Origin of the sequence: Bradyrhizobium viridifuturi, from assembly GCF_001238275.1 — a bacterium.
Taxonomy (GTDB): domain Bacteria; phylum Pseudomonadota; class Alphaproteobacteria; order Rhizobiales; family Xanthobacteraceae; genus Bradyrhizobium; species Bradyrhizobium viridifuturi.
The window spans coordinates 1-15,999 of record NZ_LGTB01000077.1; the positions used below are offsets into that span (position 1 = coordinate 1).

The 15,999-nt window shown below is 64.5% G+C and carries 13 protein-coding genes and 1 pseudogene; 7 read left to right on the forward strand and 7 right to left on the reverse strand.

Annotated elements, in window-relative coordinates; translation table 11 throughout:
* Positions 1 to 87: 87 nt before the first annotated feature.
* A complete protein-coding gene (locus tag ALC15_RS39590; RefSeq protein ID WP_050631957.1) occupies positions 88 to 1,848 on the reverse strand; it encodes a chloride channel protein in 1,761 nt (586 codons plus the stop codon).
* Positions 1,849 to 2,038: 190 nt separating this feature from the next.
* Between ALC15_RS39590 and ALC15_RS39595 the strand changes: the two genes are divergently transcribed.
* Positions 2,039 to 2,596, forward strand: a complete 558-nt coding sequence (locus ALC15_RS39595; RefSeq protein WP_050631958.1) for an HNH endonuclease — start codon at positions 2,039 to 2,041, stop codon at positions 2,594 to 2,596.
* Positions 2,597 to 2,617: 21 nt separating this feature from the next.
* On the forward strand, positions 2,618 to 3,154 hold the full coding sequence (locus tag ALC15_RS39600) for a MarR family winged helix-turn-helix transcriptional regulator (RefSeq protein ID WP_050631959.1): 537 nt from the start codon (positions 2,618 to 2,620) through the stop codon (positions 3,152 to 3,154).
* Between the two features lie 130 nt (positions 3,155 to 3,284).
* Here ALC15_RS39600 and ALC15_RS39605 read toward each other — a convergent pair.
* The 3 genes and pseudogenes from ALC15_RS39605 to ALC15_RS44415 form a co-directional block, all read right to left on the reverse strand.
* A pseudogene (locus tag ALC15_RS39605) lies at positions 3,285 to 4,837 on the reverse strand (porin).
* A gap of 456 nt (positions 4,838 to 5,293) precedes the next feature.
* The gene (locus ALC15_RS39610) at positions 5,294 to 5,557 is read right to left on the reverse strand and encodes a helix-turn-helix domain-containing protein (protein WP_050631960.1); all 264 of its coding nucleotides are present in this window, start codon (positions 5,555 to 5,557) and stop codon (positions 5,294 to 5,296) included.
* Positions 5,558 to 5,864: 307 nt separating this feature from the next.
* A complete protein-coding gene (locus ALC15_RS44415) occupies positions 5,865 to 6,029 on the reverse strand; it encodes a hypothetical protein (protein ID WP_157860991.1) in 165 nt (54 codons plus the stop codon).
* 417 nt (positions 6,030 to 6,446) lie between these two features.
* Here ALC15_RS44415 and ALC15_RS39615 point away from each other — a divergent pair, with 417 nt between their 5' ends.
* The 4 genes from ALC15_RS39615 to ALC15_RS39630 are packed head-to-tail and all read left to right on the forward strand — an operon-like array spanning position 6,447 to position 10,070.
* Positions 6,447 to 6,950 (forward strand): MarR family winged helix-turn-helix transcriptional regulator, encoded by a 504-nt coding sequence (locus ALC15_RS39615; RefSeq protein ID WP_050631961.1) that lies wholly within the window; start codon positions 6,447 to 6,449, stop codon positions 6,948 to 6,950.
* Between the two features lie 2 nt (positions 6,951 to 6,952).
* Positions 6,953 to 9,004, forward strand: coding sequence for an FUSC family protein (locus ALC15_RS39620; protein ID WP_050631962.1), 2,052 nt, complete (start codon positions 6,953 to 6,955; stop codon positions 9,002 to 9,004).
* Positions 9,001 to 9,207: a DUF1656 domain-containing protein gene (locus ALC15_RS39625; RefSeq protein ID WP_050631963.1), complete on the forward strand. Its 207-nt coding sequence runs from the start codon at positions 9,001 to 9,003 to the stop codon at positions 9,205 to 9,207. Before ALC15_RS39620 ends, ALC15_RS39625 begins: the two co-directional genes overlap by 4 nt.
* Positions 9,204 to 10,070 carry an efflux RND transporter periplasmic adaptor subunit gene (locus ALC15_RS39630; protein ID WP_050631964.1) on the forward strand — a complete coding sequence of 289 codons (867 nt, stop codon included), beginning with the start codon at positions 9,204 to 9,206 and terminating at the stop codon, positions 10,068 to 10,070. The genes ALC15_RS39625 and ALC15_RS39630 overlap by 4 nt, the downstream gene beginning before the upstream one ends.
* A gap of 54 nt (positions 10,071 to 10,124) precedes the next feature.
* On the opposite strand, the gene ALC15_RS39635 is transcribed toward ALC15_RS39630, so the two are convergent.
* From ALC15_RS39635 to ALC15_RS39640, 3 genes are all read right to left on the reverse strand, one after another.
* A complete protein-coding gene (locus ALC15_RS39635) occupies positions 10,125 to 11,000 on the reverse strand; it encodes a tetratricopeptide repeat protein (RefSeq protein WP_050631965.1) in 876 nt (291 codons plus the stop codon).
* A 75-nt stretch (positions 11,001 to 11,075) separates the two neighbouring features.
* A complete protein-coding gene (locus tag ALC15_RS46990; protein ID WP_244486474.1) occupies positions 11,076 to 11,282 on the reverse strand; it encodes a hypothetical protein in 207 nt (68 codons plus the stop codon).
* Positions 11,279 to 11,731 (reverse strand): FecR family protein, encoded by a 453-nt coding sequence (locus ALC15_RS39640; protein ID WP_244486475.1) that lies wholly within the window; start codon positions 11,729 to 11,731, stop codon positions 11,279 to 11,281. Before ALC15_RS39640 ends, ALC15_RS46990 begins: the two co-directional genes overlap by 4 nt.
* A gap of 410 nt (positions 11,732 to 12,141) precedes the next feature.
* On the opposite strand from ALC15_RS39640, the gene ALC15_RS39645 reads away from it, so the two are divergent.
* Positions 12,142 to 15,999, forward strand: a 3,858-nt coding sequence (locus ALC15_RS39645) for a DUF5801 repeats-in-toxin domain-containing protein (protein ID WP_157860992.1), incomplete at its 3' end; no start/stop codon positions are given.

Sequence of the window (15,999 nt, forward strand, 5' to 3'; positions counted from 1 at the left end):
CTGGTGACCGTGCATCCTTCGAGGCTCGCTCCGCTCGCACCTCAGGATGACGGGTCTGATAGACCGCGACGGACCAGATCGGCGCCGTCAAATCTCGCCGATCACCTCGCGGCGGCGCTGCTCGGATTCTTCGGCGTAGCGCCGCATCGCGTGTGCTTCGGTGAGCAGGCCGATCGGCCGCCGGTCGCCATCGCCTTCGACCACCGCGAGCGATTCGGCTTCGGCGGCGTCGAACACCGCGATCGCCTCCTGGACGTTCATGCCGGGATGCAGCACCACGTCGGCGTAGCGCAGGATGCCGGCGAGCCCCTTGTCCTCCTCGAGATCCGGCGCATGCGCTTCGGCGACCAGCGCGAGCCCCGCATAACGCCCCTCGCCGTCGACCGCGACGACCTGGGTCTTCGAGCCCGGCGGGAATTCCTCGCGGAACGCCTCGATCGGCATCGCGGCGCTCACCGTGATCATGTCTTGCCGCATCATCTTGCCGACCGTGAGATCGCGAATCCAGCCGATGTCGGCCGCGCTGCGGATGGTCTCGCCGCGCAGATGCAGCCGCCAAGTCGCGAACGAATAGCCGAACAGTTCGCGGGTGATCGTGGTCGAGATGATGACCGCGACCAGCACCGCCGTGGTCAGCCAGAGATTGCCGGTGGATTCCAGCGCGATGAACGACATCGTCAGGGGACCGCCGATCACCGAGGCCGACAGCGCGCTCATGCCGATCACGGCATAGGCGTTGGGATCGAGATTGAGCCCCGGCCACACGATGTCGACGCCGGCGGCGAACAGCCGGCCGCCGAGCGCGCCCATGAACAACGTGGCGAAGAACAATCCGCCGCGGAAGCCGGAGCCGAGCGACACGATCGAGGCGATCGCCTTCAGCACGAACACGCCGGCGATGATGGTGAGCGGCATCGCCACGATGCCGGCGAAGCGCAGCGCGCCATGGCCCGACGACATCACCTGCGGCGTCAGCAGCGCCATCGCGCCGACCGCAAGCCCACCGAGCGCCGGGCGCAGCGGCTGCCAGAGCTTGGTCTTGGTGAGCAGCGCCTCGCACAGCGTCACCCCGCGCATGATCGCAATCCCGGTCAGCGCCGCGATGATCCCGAGCAAGGCGGCAATCGCCAGATCCCGCCCGAGCACGTCGCCGACGGTTCCGACGCCGACCCCGAGCGGCAGCGGCTCGAAGGCATGGGCGACGAAATAGCCGGACACCGCCGCCACCCCGACCGGGGTCAGGCTCGCCGGCGTGTAACCGCCGATCACAAGTTCGAAAGCGTAGAACGCGCCCGCGAGCGGCGCGCTGAAGGCGCCGGCGATCGCCGCCGCCGCCCCGCAGCCCACCATGATTCGCTGGTCGTTGCGGCGCAGATGGAAACCGCGGCCGATCGAGGCCGCAAGGCCGCTGGACAGCTGGGTGTAGCCGGCCTCGAGCCCGACCGAGCCGCCGACGCCGCTCGACCAGATCGTCTGCAGCGCCACGATCACGCTGCCGCGGAACGACATCCGCCCGCCATAGAGCGCATTGGCCTCGATCGGGTCGATCTCGCGGGCCGGCCGGACCCGGAGCAGCAGCAGGAACGCGATTCCGAGTACCAGTCCGCCGACCGTGGGAACCACGAGCGCGCGCACCGGATCGATGCTGGGCTGGCTCGACAGCCGCTCGCCCAGCGGCAGATTGAACAGCACCGAATGCAGCACCGTGACGAGGCCGCTCATGACCGCCACCACGAGGCCGCCGATGGCGCCGATCAGCAGCGCCAGCACCACGAGGCTCGTCTCGTGCGCACGCACGAATGCGCGCAAACGGCGCGGCGCCTCGAGATAGCTTGTGGTCGTGGTCATCGGCAGGGGTCCGTCACTGGCCGAGGGGCTTGGGGCTCCCTTTACGGGCCTCGCGGGCGGGAGGCAATCGGGGCAGGAACATGGCAGGGCACGGCGGATAAGCCGCTCATTGCTCTTCACAATCCCGTCACGCTGCCTGTAGTATGTGAGTGCATGCTGCTTCGCAGCTAATGGGAGTCAGGAGCGTTATTTGAACGCACATGTCTCGCAAGGCGGTTGGCCGGTGCTAGTCTTGAATGCGGACTTCCGGCCGCTGAGTTATTACCCGCTGTCGCTCTGGTCCTGGCAGGAGGCGATCAAGGCGGTGTTCCTCGATCGTGTCAATATCGTCGAATATTACGACCGCGCGGTACGAAGTCCTTCCTTCGAAATCCAGCTGCCCAGCGTCGTATCCCTGAAATCCTTCGTCAAGCCGACCACCCACCCCGCCTTCACCCGGTTCAACGTCTTCCTGCGCGACCGCTTCTCCTGCCAGTATTGCCTGTCGCCGGACGACCTCACCTTCGATCACATCATTCCGCGCAGCAAGGGTGGCCAGACCACCTGGGAGAACGTCGTCGCCGCCTGCTCACCCTGCAACCTCCGCAAGGGCAACCTGACGCCGCAGCAGGCCAAGATGTTTCCGAAGCAGACGCCCTACGCCCCGACCGTGCATCAGCTGCACCGCAACGGCCGGCTGTTCCCGCCGAACTATCTGCACGAAAGCTGGCTCGACTATCTCTATTGGGATACTGAGCTCGATCCGTAGGCGGCGCGGAGCCAGTTCGGGATGAGCGACGATAAGACCAAGCTTTGGTCGCGGCTGCTCGGCTGCTCCTCACAAATCGCAAGAGAGATCAATCGGCGGCTCAGGGATCGCTTCGAATACAGCATTGCCCGCCTGCATGTTCTCGAAGCTTTGTCGGCCTCCAAGCGGGGCATGGCGTTGAGCCGGCTCGCCGACGCTTTGATGGTGCCGCAAAGCAATGTCACGGCTCTGGTCAACGAACTCGTCAACATCGGTCACGTCCAACGCGTGACCGCGGAGGCGGATCGCCGCGTTCAGGTCGTTCTGCTGACGAAGGCCGGCAGGACCGTCCTTCGCCGGCTGCGGGCGGAGCAGACGCGCTCGCTCTCGACATTGTTCCTGGATGTGCCTCGCGACGACATCGCAAGCCTGCTGATGGATCTGACAGGGTTAGAACAGGCGGTGTCCGCCAACCTTCAATTGAACGGCACGCGGCGCACCGCTCGCAAGCGAAGACAGCAACCTCCGCCCAAGCCGCCCCGCCGGCGGCCCGCTTCGCAATCGCGTGCGAAGGAATAGCTCGCCGCGGCGTAGCGAGATGCGTGCGGCGATCAAAATGCGAAGGCCTCCGATGGGCATACCGGAGGCCTTCCTTGGAGGTAACAATCTCTATGAGTTCAGAGCAATCTCCCTTTCTGTGGATGAATCCTTACCAGTTGCGCTGGGCACGAAGGAGCAACAGCACGGTGTTCTGGTCCTTCAGTTCGTACACGGTGCCCGGCTTGCCGATGCCGGCGCTGCCCGGATAGGCGATCGTGCCCGCGAACTTCTGGTCGATGTGGGTGTAGGTCAGGTCTGCCGAGAAGGTCAGGTTCTTGACCGGGGTCCACCGGGTGATCAGGCCGAGCTGCGCGATGTTGTAGTCGGGATTGCACGAGGTCAGGCCGGCGGTGCCGAAGGCTGCGCCGAACGAACCGCCCACGCCTGAGCCGGTCGGGCCGCAGATATAGGACTTGGCCGTGCCGTTGTAGCGGACCCCGGCGTAGGCGCCGTAGATGGCCGTGTTCCAGTAGGCATCCCAATTGTGGGTGTACGCACCGCGCATGCCCCAGGTGGAGATCAGCTGCTGCTGACCGCCGGCGACGAACACCGAGTCAGGTGCCATGCCGAAGCCGACGCTCTGATACGCACCCGGCAGATTGGTGCCGCCGAACACCGTGTTCGAACCAGCCGCACCGGCGAGGTCCTGGATGTTGTAGCGGGTTGCGCCGTTGGTGTAGACGCCCTGGATGTTGATGGTGTCGCCAGGTCCGGTCGGGATATTCTTGATCGACAGGCCCAACTGACCCGCCCAGCCCCACTTGTCGTCCGGATGGCCGGTGGTTTCAGTGCCGCCGTAATAGGCGCATGGTTGTTATGCGCCGCGAATGATGCCTGGAACAGACCCCAGGCCTGGTCGACGCGCAACATCGCAACAAGGTCAGGCGCGATCGTGCCCGCGTAGTTGCTGAGACCGAACGGACCGAGTGCGCCCGGCGCCGCGCCCAGATTGTTGACGCCGGCCTGATAGTAGGCCGCCTGATCCTGCGCCGACAACGCCATCGAGATGCCGTTGCCGAACTGCGCGGTGTAGGTGAACTGGTTCACGCCGGTGATCGTGCCGCCGCCGCCGACGAGACCGTCGTAGTTGTTGCCCGGATAGTTGGCCCAGGGGGTCGCGAACTGCGAGACCGCCTTACCCATGGTGAAGCCGGCGAACTGGATGAAGGCGTAGTAGACGCCGACCGTACCGCCCGCGACACCACCGGCATTGGCATTGTTGGGAGCCTGAGCGGTGCCGATCGGCGAGTAGACGGTCGAGCCGTTGCCCTGCCCGGCATAGCTATCCGTGGTCCAGCTGAAGGTCGCATCGAAGAAGGTGCGAACCACGCCGTATTCGGTCGCGGTACGCGTGTCGATGTTCAGATCCTGACGCGAGCGCCAGGTGTAGCCGTTGGTGAAACGGTTGTTCGCACCGGCGGCACCTGAGGTGTTGCCGGTGTTGTCGGAGTTCGTGTTCGCCAGAACGTCGACGCGCAAATAGCCGCCCAGCTTGATGCACGTATCGCTACCCGGGATGTAGTAGAAGCCCGGGCCGTACAGCGAACACACCTTCACGTATTCGACCGCCTTGGCCTTCACTGGAAGGTCGGCGGCTTGCGCGCCGGCCAATCCAATGAACGACGCTGCCGAAGCCAAAATAGCACTCTTGGAAAGCTGCATAAAACCTCCTGCCTTTTTTCGTTTGAGGAGATTTGTGATCGAGCTGACTGCCCCCCGATCTTCATCCCCAACCAATCCGCGTCGCCTCGGCGTGAGACGGATGATCGGTGACCGATCTCCAATCTCCGCGAAGCCCCTCACCGCGCAGGATCGATGAGAACAACAGTTCGTGAGACGCGACAATGCGACAAATGCTTGTCACACGCATTCAATGCCGTCTCGTGATACTTCTAACACACTGATATAAAACGATATTTATATTCCATACATGAAGTATCAGTTACGCTAGGAAGATAGCTTTTCCGCTATCCGTTGATCATTGATCCATAGCGCGCGCACGAAAAACGTCCCGGCACCTTCAGAGCGCGAGACGCGAGTTGATCAAAATAGATTCAGTTGAGAGGAAACGTCCGCAGCGCAGGAAATCCGATCGCCGCTCGTCGTATCGAAGCCTCGTCAGACCTCAGACTTGGCAGCGCCTTCCTGTCGTGCCGCCGAAACGTGTACTCCCAGGTTTGGCGCGCCCACGAATTCGATTCCGGCATTCTCGAGCGCCTCGCGAATCCGTTCGACCGTGTCGAAGTTGGCTTCTATCCGGCCTTCAAGGCGCTCCAGTCGCCGGATCGTCGCAAGTGCCAAACCAGCTTCCTGCGCAAGCCGATCCTGCCTCCAGCGGAGAAGCGCGCGCGCCGCCTTGATCTGCCGTACGTCCGTAAGCATTCCCTTCGAGTTCCTCCTGGACGCTGCGTTGTTGTTCTCTCAATCCGACTGAGTCTTCGCGACGTTCGCGCCTACCGCCTTCCACGGCAGGCGCTGGCCGAACTCCTGGATCATCATTTGGAACATCATCCGGTCGAAGTCCGTTTCGGTGATCATGCATCCGTTCCGGCGATCAGCGCGCCCTGGCCGCAGGCGCGCCGGCGGCAACCGGTTCGACCGTCGGCACACTTCATCCGTGTATCCGCGGCACGCACGCGCAGCGATCGCGCGGCGGCGAAGCAGGAAACAAGCGGAGCGCATCCTCGACCTATTTGTACAGATTATGCAGAGGTGCAAACGGAGGATTGCGCTGAGCGGCGCGGTAGATTGCCACACTCTCATTGAAGACATCCCGCACCGTGATCGGCGCCTGATTGTCCATGCGACCGAACAGCACCGTGACGCATGTTGCGGAACCGGTTTCGATCCGCATCGATCTGAGTTCCGTCCGACTAGGCAATGACTGCCCGCCCGATAAAGTGCGCTATCGACGTTGCTCAATGCATCAGTCATCTTGACGCGCGGCATGTTGACCTGCGTCGCTCAACCGATTGTCGCACATGCATTTCAAGTTCGAGGTGAGCGGAAGATCGACCGCGCGATGCCTTGACACGGACGAGGTCACGGAGCGGGTTGGGATGGCCGCCGTCCACCTTGCGCAGCTCTCCGTCCCGACGCATTTCGTCGCCTGCGGCAATGTCATCCCGGGACGGCTGCTCGGCGTTTCATGACGGGACTTCCGCCGATGCGGCCCAGTTCGTCCGCAAGGCGCGATCGCTTTTGCGTGATCATTCGCCATAGTCCGGACTATATGATTGCAACCTAATAGTTCGCATCCTATCTAATTGGCATGCCTCCGTCGCAATCCCATATCCACGCCGAGATCGGCCGCTTGATCATGCGGCTCGCTCGGATCTGGCGTCGCGAGTCGGATCAGGCGCTGTCCGACCACGGCCTGTCCTACGCGACGGCGATCCCGCTGCTGGTGCTGTCGCGGCAAGGGGAGAACGTCCGCCAGGGCGTGCTGGCCGACGAACTGGGCATCGAGGGGCCTTCGCTGGTGCGGCTGATCGATCTGCTCGAATCCGAAGGCCTGGTCGAGCGCCGCGAGGACCCGACCGACCGGCGCGCCAAGACGCTGCATCTCACCGTTTCAGGCGAAGCCAAGGTCGAGGAGACCAACCGGGTGCTCCGCCGCGTGCGCGCCAGCCTGCTGAAGGATATCGGCAGCGAGGAACTTGCGATAACCTTCGAGACGCTGCAGCGCATCGAGCAACGCGCGAGCCGCCTGCAGGACGCCAAGAGTGTTCAAGGCAAGACTGCTGCAGACAAGACTGCCGCAGAGGCAAGATAGTCATGCACGCGGAAGAGCCGTTCCTGGTCCGCCACGCGGACCTCATCTTCGCGTTGAAGACGTTCGCCGCGTCGATGCTGGCGCTTGTCATCGCATTGGCGATCGATCTGCCGCGCCCCTACTGGGCGATGGCAACGGTCTATATCACCTCACAGCCGCTGGCCGGTGCGACCAGCTCGAAGGCGTTCTTCCGCGTGATCGGCACCCTGGTCGGCGCGAGCATGACGGTCGCCCTGGTGCCGAACCTTGTCAATGCGCCGGAGCTATTATGCCTCGCGATCGCGCTCTGGGTCGGCCTCTGCCTTTATCTGGCGCTGCTCGACGGCACGCCGCGCAGCTACATCTTCATGCTGGGAGGATACACCGTCGCGCTGATCGGCTTCCCGTCGGTGGCCGACCCGGGCAACATCTTCGACGTCGCGCTGGCGCGGGTCGAGGAAATCTCGCTCGGGATCATCTGTGCCAGCCTGGTGTCGACGGTGGTGTTTCCCCGCAGCGTCGCGCCGGCGGTCGGCGGCCGGGTCAGGAGCTGGCTGGCAGATGCGCGCCGGCTGTCCCGCGACGTGCTGCTCGATCGCGGGACCAGCGAAACGCGGCGGGCCCAACGCCTGCGCCTTGCGACCGACACCGTCGAGATCGATACGCTGGCGACCCATCTCGCCTACGACCGGCTGGCCGACGCCGGCACCGTGCGCGGTCTCGCCGAGGTCCGGCTGCGCATGCTGATGCTGCTGCCGATCGTCACGTCGATCGAAGACCGGCTGGCCGCGCTCGGCGAGCCGGCGCTGCAAAGGCAACCGGAGTTGCGACGCCTGATCGGAGACCTCGCCGCATGGATCGTGGACGAGGATCGCCCGCCGCAATCCGGCGAGCAGATCCGCGCCGCAATCGCCGAGCGGCAATCCGCGCTCGACGGCCTCGCACCGCGGGAGCGCATCATCACCATCAGCCTGCTGCTGCGGCTGCGCGAGCTTGTCGACATCTCGGCCGACTGCCGCGCGGTGGGCGACGCGATTGCCGCGGGTCGGGATATCTCCACCGTCCCGCTGGCGTTCCACCCGGAATCGGGCGCGGCGCCGGTCCGTCACCGCGACCACGGCATGGCGCTGTGGTCGGCCGCGGGGGCGGCGGTGGCCATCCTGATCTGCTGCGGCCTGTGGATCGCGACCGGCTGGCCCGACGGCGCCTCGGCGCCGATGATGGCGGCGGTCGCCTGCTCCTTCTTCGCCGCGCAGGATGAGCCGGCGCGCAGCATCCGGGCCTTCGGCCTGTTTTCGCTGGTCGCGATCGTCATTGTGGCGATCTATCAGTTCGCGCTGGTGCCGGGCATCTCCCATGTCGAGGTCCTGATCGCCGCGCTGGCGCCGACCTTCCTCACATACGGCTTCCTGATTGCAAGGCCGAAGACCGCGCCGATCGGCATGGCGCTCGCCGCCAACACCGCGACGCTGCTCGCGCTGCAATCGACCTACAGCGCGGATTTCGCCAGTTTTGCCAACACATCGGTCGCCTTCTTCCTCGGCGTCGTCATCGCCGAGATCGTGACGCGGGTCGCGCGCGGCGTCGGCGCCGAATGGATCGCCAAGCGGCTGATGATGTCGAGCTGGCAGACGCTCGCGGTCGCGGCCGAACGGCGCGGCCGCGGCGATCGCGCGCAGTTTGCCGGCCTGATGCTGCATCGGCTCGGGCTATTGGTCCAGCGCATCGCCTTCATCTCCGAGAGCGACCGCCGCGATGCCGACAGCCTGGTCCAGCTGCGCATCGGGCTCAACATCATCGATCTCAGGCGGGCGCGCTACGGCCTCGCCGCATCGACCGTGCGTGCCATCGACGGCATGCTGGACGACCTCGCCGCGTCGTTTCGTGCCCATACGGACGGGGCAATGCCGACCGAACTGCTGACATGCATCGATGCGGCGCTGACCGCAGTCGTCAAGGATCCCAATGAGCGCGCGCGGGACGACGCGTTGCTCGGCCTCGTCGGCATCCGCCGCGGCCTGTTTCCGGATGCACCTGCGTATCGATCGCAGCCCGAGGAGAGTTTTGCGGCATGAGGTATGAGCTCGACATCTATGGTGTCCTGGTCCCGGCGCTGCTGCTGTGGCTCATCATTGCCTACGCGCTGAGCGCGGTGGCGAACCGGATCATGCAGCGCTTCGGGCTCTACCGGCTGGTCTGGCACCGCGCCCTGTTCAATTTCGCCCTGTACGTCTGCCTGCTTGGCGTCGTCGTTTATCTCTCGGAGTTTCTGCCATGAAGGGGAATTTCGCCTGGCTCGGCCGGGTCGCGCTCACCGCGATCGCGCTTGTCGCCGCGCTGGCCGTCGGCCGCGCGCTCTGGGTCTACTATATGGAATCGCCATGGACCCGCGACGGCAGGGTCCGCGCCGACGTGGTTCAGGTCGCTCCCGACGTATCCGGCTTCGTCACCGACGTGCTGGTCAAGGACAATCAGCCGGTGCATCGCGGCGACATCCTGTTCCGCATCGATCGCGCGCGCTTTGCGCTGGCGTTGCAGCAGGCCGATGCGGCGGTCGCCGGCCATCGTGCGACGCTGGATCAGGCCGAATCCGATCTCAAACGCTACAGTTCGCTGACCACCGACGCGGTGTCGCAGCAGAAGCAGGAGCAGGTGCTGGCCACGCAGCTGCAGGCCAAGGCCGCTTACGACCAGGCGGTCGCCGATCGCGCCGTGGCCCAGCTCAACCTCGATCGCAGCGAGGTGCATGCATCGGTCAACGGCACCATCACCAATATGGACCTGCGGCCCGGTGCGTACGTCACCGCGGGCAAGGGCGTGATGGCGCTGGTCGACACCGATACGCTGCATGTCGAGGGCTATTTCGAGGAGACCAAGCTGGCGCGCATTCGGGTCGGCGACAAGGCGCAGGTGCGGCTGATGGGCGAGCCGGTCCGGCTCACCGGGCACGTCGAGAGCATTGCGGCCGGCATCGCGGACCGCGACCGCACCGACGGCGCGAACCTGCTCGCCAACGTCAATCCGACCTTCAGCTGGGTCCGGCTCGCGCAGCGCGTCCCGGTGCGCATTGCGCTGGATCACCTGCCCGATCGCATTGCATTGGTCGCCGGCCGTTCGGCGACGGTCGAGATCACGAACTAGCCGGCCCCGACCAGACGCGCCGGCAGCGGCCGCCCGTAAGGCGGACTCTGCCAGCTAGCGCGTCTGTTGCACGCCGTAACGCTTGAAATCGTCCCCGATGCTGCCCTGGATCGTCTTGGCTGCCGCGATGTCGGTATTGCCGCCGGCCTTGTCGCCCTGCTTCAATTTCGCCAGCCCACGTCCATAGAGCGCGCTTGCCAGCTTCGGATCGATGCGAAGCGCGGAGCTATAGTCGTCGATCGCCGCGCCAAGCTCGCCGGTCTTGAGAAAGACCAGGCCGCGCGAGTCGTAGGTCGCGGCATTGGCCGGCCCCGATTGCAGCGCCTTGTTGCAATCTTCCAGCGCCTCCTGCAGCTTGCCGAGGATGGCTCGGCTCCAGCAGCGTCCATTCCACACGCCGTCCAGGTTCGGCTCGAGGCGAATGGCCTGATCGTAATCCTGCACCGCGCGGGCAAAGTCATTCTTCTTCAAATAGGCGCCGGCGCGATTGGCAAGGGCTTCGCCGTAATTGGGATTGAGCTTGATGGCCTGGTCGAACGCAGCGATCGCGTGATCGTAGTCGCGCTTCCTGAGATAGGCCACGCCGCGATTGTTGAACGGCTTGATGTAGGTTGGATTGAGCTCGATGGATCGGTCAAAATCCCGGATCGCGCGGTCATAGTCCGCCTTGGCGGTGTAGGTATTGCCACGGTTGTTGTAGGCGATCGCGAGGCCGGCCGGCGTCATGTCCTGCGCCGCATCGATCAACGCCGTGCACGCACCGATGCGCGCGTCGGCCGCCGTGTGATCGAGGCCGCTGCACAGCTCGATATTCCGCAGGTAGTTGTTCTTCTGCGTCGGGCTCTGCGCACCGACCGACGGCGTGAGCAGCAGCAGGATGAAAAGCGCCGCCAGGCCGCCACTCCCACCAAAACCTGCGCGAGGATTCATGTCGGGCTCCGGGTTTGGCGACGCAGTCGTCGCCGATGTCCGTGAGTAGCCGTTCAAGACTGACGCCCTGCTCGCCTAGCACCCTCGACAAATGTTCGGATTGAACCTGCGGTCAATGTTCTGCTGGGGTTGCTGCGCCGCCCGTGTCGCAGGCTTCCTGAGAAGCTTGCTCTTGCCCTCTTCCACGAGCGTCGCGAACCTCACCGTTCCATCGTCCGATATTTCGATGCGTGGCGTGGTGCCCCGAATTCCCATCGTCGCGGCGGGCGTGTCGATCTTCATATCGCCGGTCTCGCGATGTTGCCGGCAACGAAGGTGAACGTTCCGTTGGCCAGCTTGAACAGTGTCGAATTCGACTTGCCGTTCGGGTCATACACGAACTCGGTCATCGCCATCTTGGCGTTGCTCGACAGATTGAACGAGGTGCCGTCGGTGAAGTTGATGCCGACCCGCCCATCGGCCCCGGTCTGCACCACGTCTCCCAAATAGACGCGGTCGCCAACCTTCGCCTGCAGCGGTTGATCAGACAGGGCAGCCTGCACGACGACCGCACTCGGATGCTCGATCGTGACCGAGCCAGTGGCGGTCACGACTGTCCCGATGAAGCTCGCCGAGGAGTTTTGAACCGCGGGTTGGGCCCGCTCGGTTTGCGCCAGCGTCGGACCAGGCGCCAGGCTCACGAGCGCCAAGACGAAGCCTGCAAGCAATTGAACAATCAAATGGATACGCACGATCCCCTCCGTTGAGAAGATCTTGTCGTGTCGCGGCACGATGGTGATCTGGACCGCCGGGCCGGGACCGCAGGACCTCTACTGCCACACGAGTTGCTGTAAAACAGGCCTAAGGGCCTGGTGTCGTTCGACTAAAAATTAATAAGTGGACAATTTACTTGGTAAATATACACTAAATTTGGTGGGGGTGCACTTGCGATAATTGGCAGCAGCTCTGTCGTTTCCGCGATGGCTCCCCCGCCGCATTGGAAGCCGATTTTCACTACCGAATTCAGTTTCAATCAGGACGTTTCGGCGGGCGAGCCTATGGCTGCGGCTGCGGGGTTTTTTCACCTCGTAGGGACTGCAAGCCAAACCAAGAAAACTACGGCAGCACCTACCGCCTGAGCCGTTCAGCAGGCGAAAAGCCAATGTTAGTCGCGTCCGGCGTAGCGTTCGGGGGCGCGAGCTCGGCCGTTTCAAGCCAGCTGCCCCGAGGGATTGGCGTTGTCGATGCCGTGATCGGTTGCGGCACCATTGTGCGCGCGCGCGACATCGTCCTTTCAGTCGTGGCCGGCGATCCGGTTTACCAGGGTGACGTCATCGAGGTTGCAGCCGGCGGGCGGGTCGACATCCGGCTGATCGATGGCGCAATGCTCCACCTGCCGGCAGGCACAAGGCTGGCATTGGGCGACTTGGCCCAGGACCCGGTCAGCAGCTTGCGGCCGGGACTGCTCGCGAAGACCAGAAGCATCCTCCGCTTCATCGGCAGCCGACTGGCCGGGTCAGACGTCCTGACCGCGGACACGCCCGTTGGCACCGTCACGGCCAGCGGCCTCAGCCTGCTGTCGTTCGCTGCGCTGACCTTCTCGCTCCTGAAGGATGCCCGGGCCGCGGAGCCCAACGTCACGTTCCTGGACGACGACAACATCACCTACAAGGACATGCACCACGGCGTGTTCGAGCTGGTGACGAAAGAGGCGAACCCCCGGCATATCGTCGTCGACGACCCCGGAGTCACGGTCATCCTGACCACAAGAGGGTCGTCGGTCGGCGTGAGCCAGGTCTCGAACAGCCCTGCTCACATGGAGGATTTGCGCAACGCGCAACAGGAGACCCTTGCCGGTTACGCGAAAGGCGTGTGGTCAAAAGGCTCCGGGATGCCGGCTTACGACGGCTCGCCGCTGCTGCAGCCGATCAATTTTGACGTGCCCGACCCGTCATTCGCGCCGAACCAGCTCGGACCGGTACCGATCACCCTTCCCGGGTACGTCATCACGTACACGCCGCCACCGGCGCCGCTCATACTGAGCTTCGGAGCGCCGCCGCCGCTGACGTTGAACGAGAGGCATCTGACAGCGACGACGCTGGACGACCATATCGCCGGCTCGTCGCCGAACGAGGCCCTGACGACGACGACAGGCGACTTCGCGATAACGTTCGCCAACCCACAGGACGCGGCCGGCGCGACGATCAACTACGCACTGGTGATCACCGGCGGCAACGGCGCAGCGTCGGGCGTGATCGACTCGCACACCGGCCTGGCTGACGTGCTGGTTCTGAACGGCAACACCATCGAAGGCCGCGTCGGCACCACCAGCGGGACGCTGGCATTCACGATCGCGCTCGATCCAGTCACCGCGCATGTGACGTTCACCGAGTACCGGGCGGCGGCACAGCCGCCCGGCACCAGCACCGGCGATAGCGACATCATATCGCTGGCGAGCGGGGTCATCATGCTGGTCGCGACCGTGATGAAGGGCGCCCAGTTCGGGTATGCGACCTTCGATCTCGGCAGCATGCTGGTCGTCGTTGAAGACGACCCGACCATCAGCACAAGCGGAACGGCGCCCTCGCTGACGCTGAGCGAGACGCATCTGACGGCAACGGTGCTGGACGACAATATCGCCGGCTCCGCGCCGAACGCGGCGCTGACGACGACGTCAGCCGACTTCTCGACGGCATTCAAGCCGGTTCAAGGCGCGGATGGCGCGACAGTCAGCTATGCACTGGCGATCGCCGGCGGCGACGGCACTGCCTCGGGTCTGGTCGACTCGCACACCGGCCTCGCCGACGTGCTGGTCCTGGACGGCAACACGATCGTAGGCCGTGTCGGCGCAATCAACGGCGCCGTGGCATTCACCATCACGGTTGATCCGGCGACCGGGCTCGTCACCTTCACCGAGTATCGGGCGGTGAGGCAGCCGTTCGGCACCAGTCCGGACAGCGGTGAAGCAGTGGCGCTGACGGGCGGAATCGTCGGCTTGATTGCAACCATCACGGACAGAGACGGAGACTCCCAAAGCGCGGCCATCGATCTGGGCAGCCGGCTCAGCATCAGCGACGATGGCCCGACGATTAATGCCAACGGCACCGCGCCGTCGCTGACGCTGAGCGAGAGCCACCTGACCGCAACGGCGCTCGACGACAACATCGCGGGCTCGGCACCTGATGTGGCGCTGACCACGACAGCAGCCTACTTCTCGACGGCGTTCAGCTCGATCCAGGGCGCAGATGCTGCGACCATCAGCTACGCGCTGGCGATCACGGGTGGCAACGGCACCGCGTCGGGCCTGATCGACGCGCATACCGGCCTTGCCGACGTATTGGTTCAGAACGGCAACACCATCGAAGGGCATGTCGGCTCGACCACCGGCACGCTGGCCTTCAGCATTGCGATCGATCCGCTCACGGGGCTTGTGACCTTCACCGAGTACCGCGCGGTGAAGCAACCGCCAGACCCGAACGCCGATGAAGGCATTACGTTGAGTCCCGGAGTTGTCCGCCTGTTTGCCACGATCGGGGACAGCGATGGAGACTACCAGATCGCCAGCCTCGATCTTGGCAGGCAGCTCTCGATCACGGGCGACAACCCGAGCATCAGCACTAATGGCACCACCCCCTCGCTCTCCCTGAGCGAGACCCACCTGACGGCGACGGTGTTCGACGACAACATCGCCGGCTCCGCGCCGAGCGCGGCGCTGACGACGACCTCGGCCGACTTCTCGACGGCTTTCACATCGGTCCAGGGCGCGAACGGCGCGACCATCGGCTACGCCCTGACGATCAGCGGCGGCAATGGCACAGCTTCGGGTCTGACCGACTCGCACACCGGCCTCGCCGACCTGCTGGTTCTGAACGGCGACACCATCGAAGGCCATGTCGGCGCAATCGACGGCACGCTGGCGTTCACCATCACGATCGATCCGGCGACCGGACGCGTCACGTTCACCGAGTATCGCGCGGTGAACCAGCCGCTCGGCACCAGCCCGGATAGCGGCGAAGGCGTTACGCTGGGCGCGGGGCTGGTGAATCTGGTCGCGACCATCACCGACAATAACGGCAACGTCCAGAGCGCGAGTCTGGACCTCGGCAAGCAACTCACGATTACCGACGACGGCCCGAGCATCCAGACAAGCGGCAGCACGCCGGCGCTGTCGCTGAGCGAAACGCATCTGACCGCGACAGTGTTCGACGACAACATCGCGGGCTCGCAGCCGAATGCGGCGCTGACGATGACGTCGGCCGATTTCTCGACCGCGTTCACCTCGGTTCAAGGTGCGGATGGCGCGACGATCGCCTACAAGCTATCGATCGCCGGCGGCGACGGGACGGCATCGGGCCTGGTCGATTCGCACACCGGCCTCGCCGACCTGCTGGTTTTGAACGGCAACACGATCGAGGGCCATGTCGGCACGACCGATGGCACCCTGGCATTCACCATCTCGATCGATCCAGCCACGGGGCTTGTGACCTTCACCGAGTATCGGGCGGTGAAGCAGCCGCTTGGCACCAGCCCGGACAGCGGCGAAGCCGTGACGTTTGCAACCGGCATCATAGGCCTGACGGCAACGATCACGGACAAGGACGGCGACTTCCAGAGCGCGAGCCTCGACCTCGGCCGGCAATTGACCATCACCGACGACGGGCCGAGCATCAGGGCAAACGGGAGCACGCCGTCGCTGTCGCTGAGCGAGACGCATCTGACGGCAACAGTATTCGACGACAACATCGCGGGTTCGGCGCCGGATGCATCGCAGACGCTAAAATCGGCCGATTTCTCGACGGCGTTCAGCTCGGTTCAGGGCGCGGATGGCGCGACCATCGGCTACGCCCTGAAAATCGCCGGCGGCGACGGGACCGCGTCGGGCCTGGTCGATTCGCACACCGGCCTCGCCGACCTGCTGGTTCTGAACGGCAACACGATCGAGGGCCATGTCGGCACGACCGACGGCACCCTGGCATTCACCATCACGGTCGATCCGGCCACGGGGCTCGTGACCTTCACC

Coding starts and splice junctions, on each gene's coding strand:
- ALC15_RS39590 (WP_050631957.1), bottom strand. CDS start 1,848: ATGACCACGACCACAAGCTATCTCGAGGCGCCGCGCCGTTTGCGCGCA.
- ALC15_RS39600 (WP_050631959.1), top strand. CDS start 2,618: ATGAGCGACGATAAGACCAAGCTTTGGTCGCGGCTGCTCGGCTGCTCC.
- ALC15_RS39610 (WP_050631960.1), bottom strand. CDS start 5,557: ATGCTTACGGACGTACGGCAGATCAAGGCGGCGCGCGCGCTTCTCCGC.
- ALC15_RS44415 (WP_157860991.1), bottom strand. CDS start 6,029: ATGCGGATCGAAACCGGTTCCGCAACATGCGTCACGGTGCTGTTCGGT.
- ALC15_RS39615 (WP_050631961.1), top strand. CDS start 6,447: ATGCCTCCGTCGCAATCCCATATCCACGCCGAGATCGGCCGCTTGATC.
- ALC15_RS39620 (WP_050631962.1), top strand. CDS start 6,953: ATGCACGCGGAAGAGCCGTTCCTGGTCCGCCACGCGGACCTCATCTTC.
- ALC15_RS39625 (WP_050631963.1), top strand. CDS start 9,001: ATGAGGTATGAGCTCGACATCTATGGTGTCCTGGTCCCGGCGCTGCTG.
- ALC15_RS39630 (WP_050631964.1), top strand. CDS start 9,204: ATGAAGGGGAATTTCGCCTGGCTCGGCCGGGTCGCGCTCACCGCGATC.
- ALC15_RS39635 (WP_050631965.1), bottom strand. CDS start 11,000: ATGAATCCTCGCGCAGGTTTTGGTGGGAGTGGCGGCCTGGCGGCGCTT.
- ALC15_RS46990 (WP_244486474.1), bottom strand. CDS start 11,282: ATGAAGATCGACACGCCCGCCGCGACGATGGGAATTCGGGGCACCACG.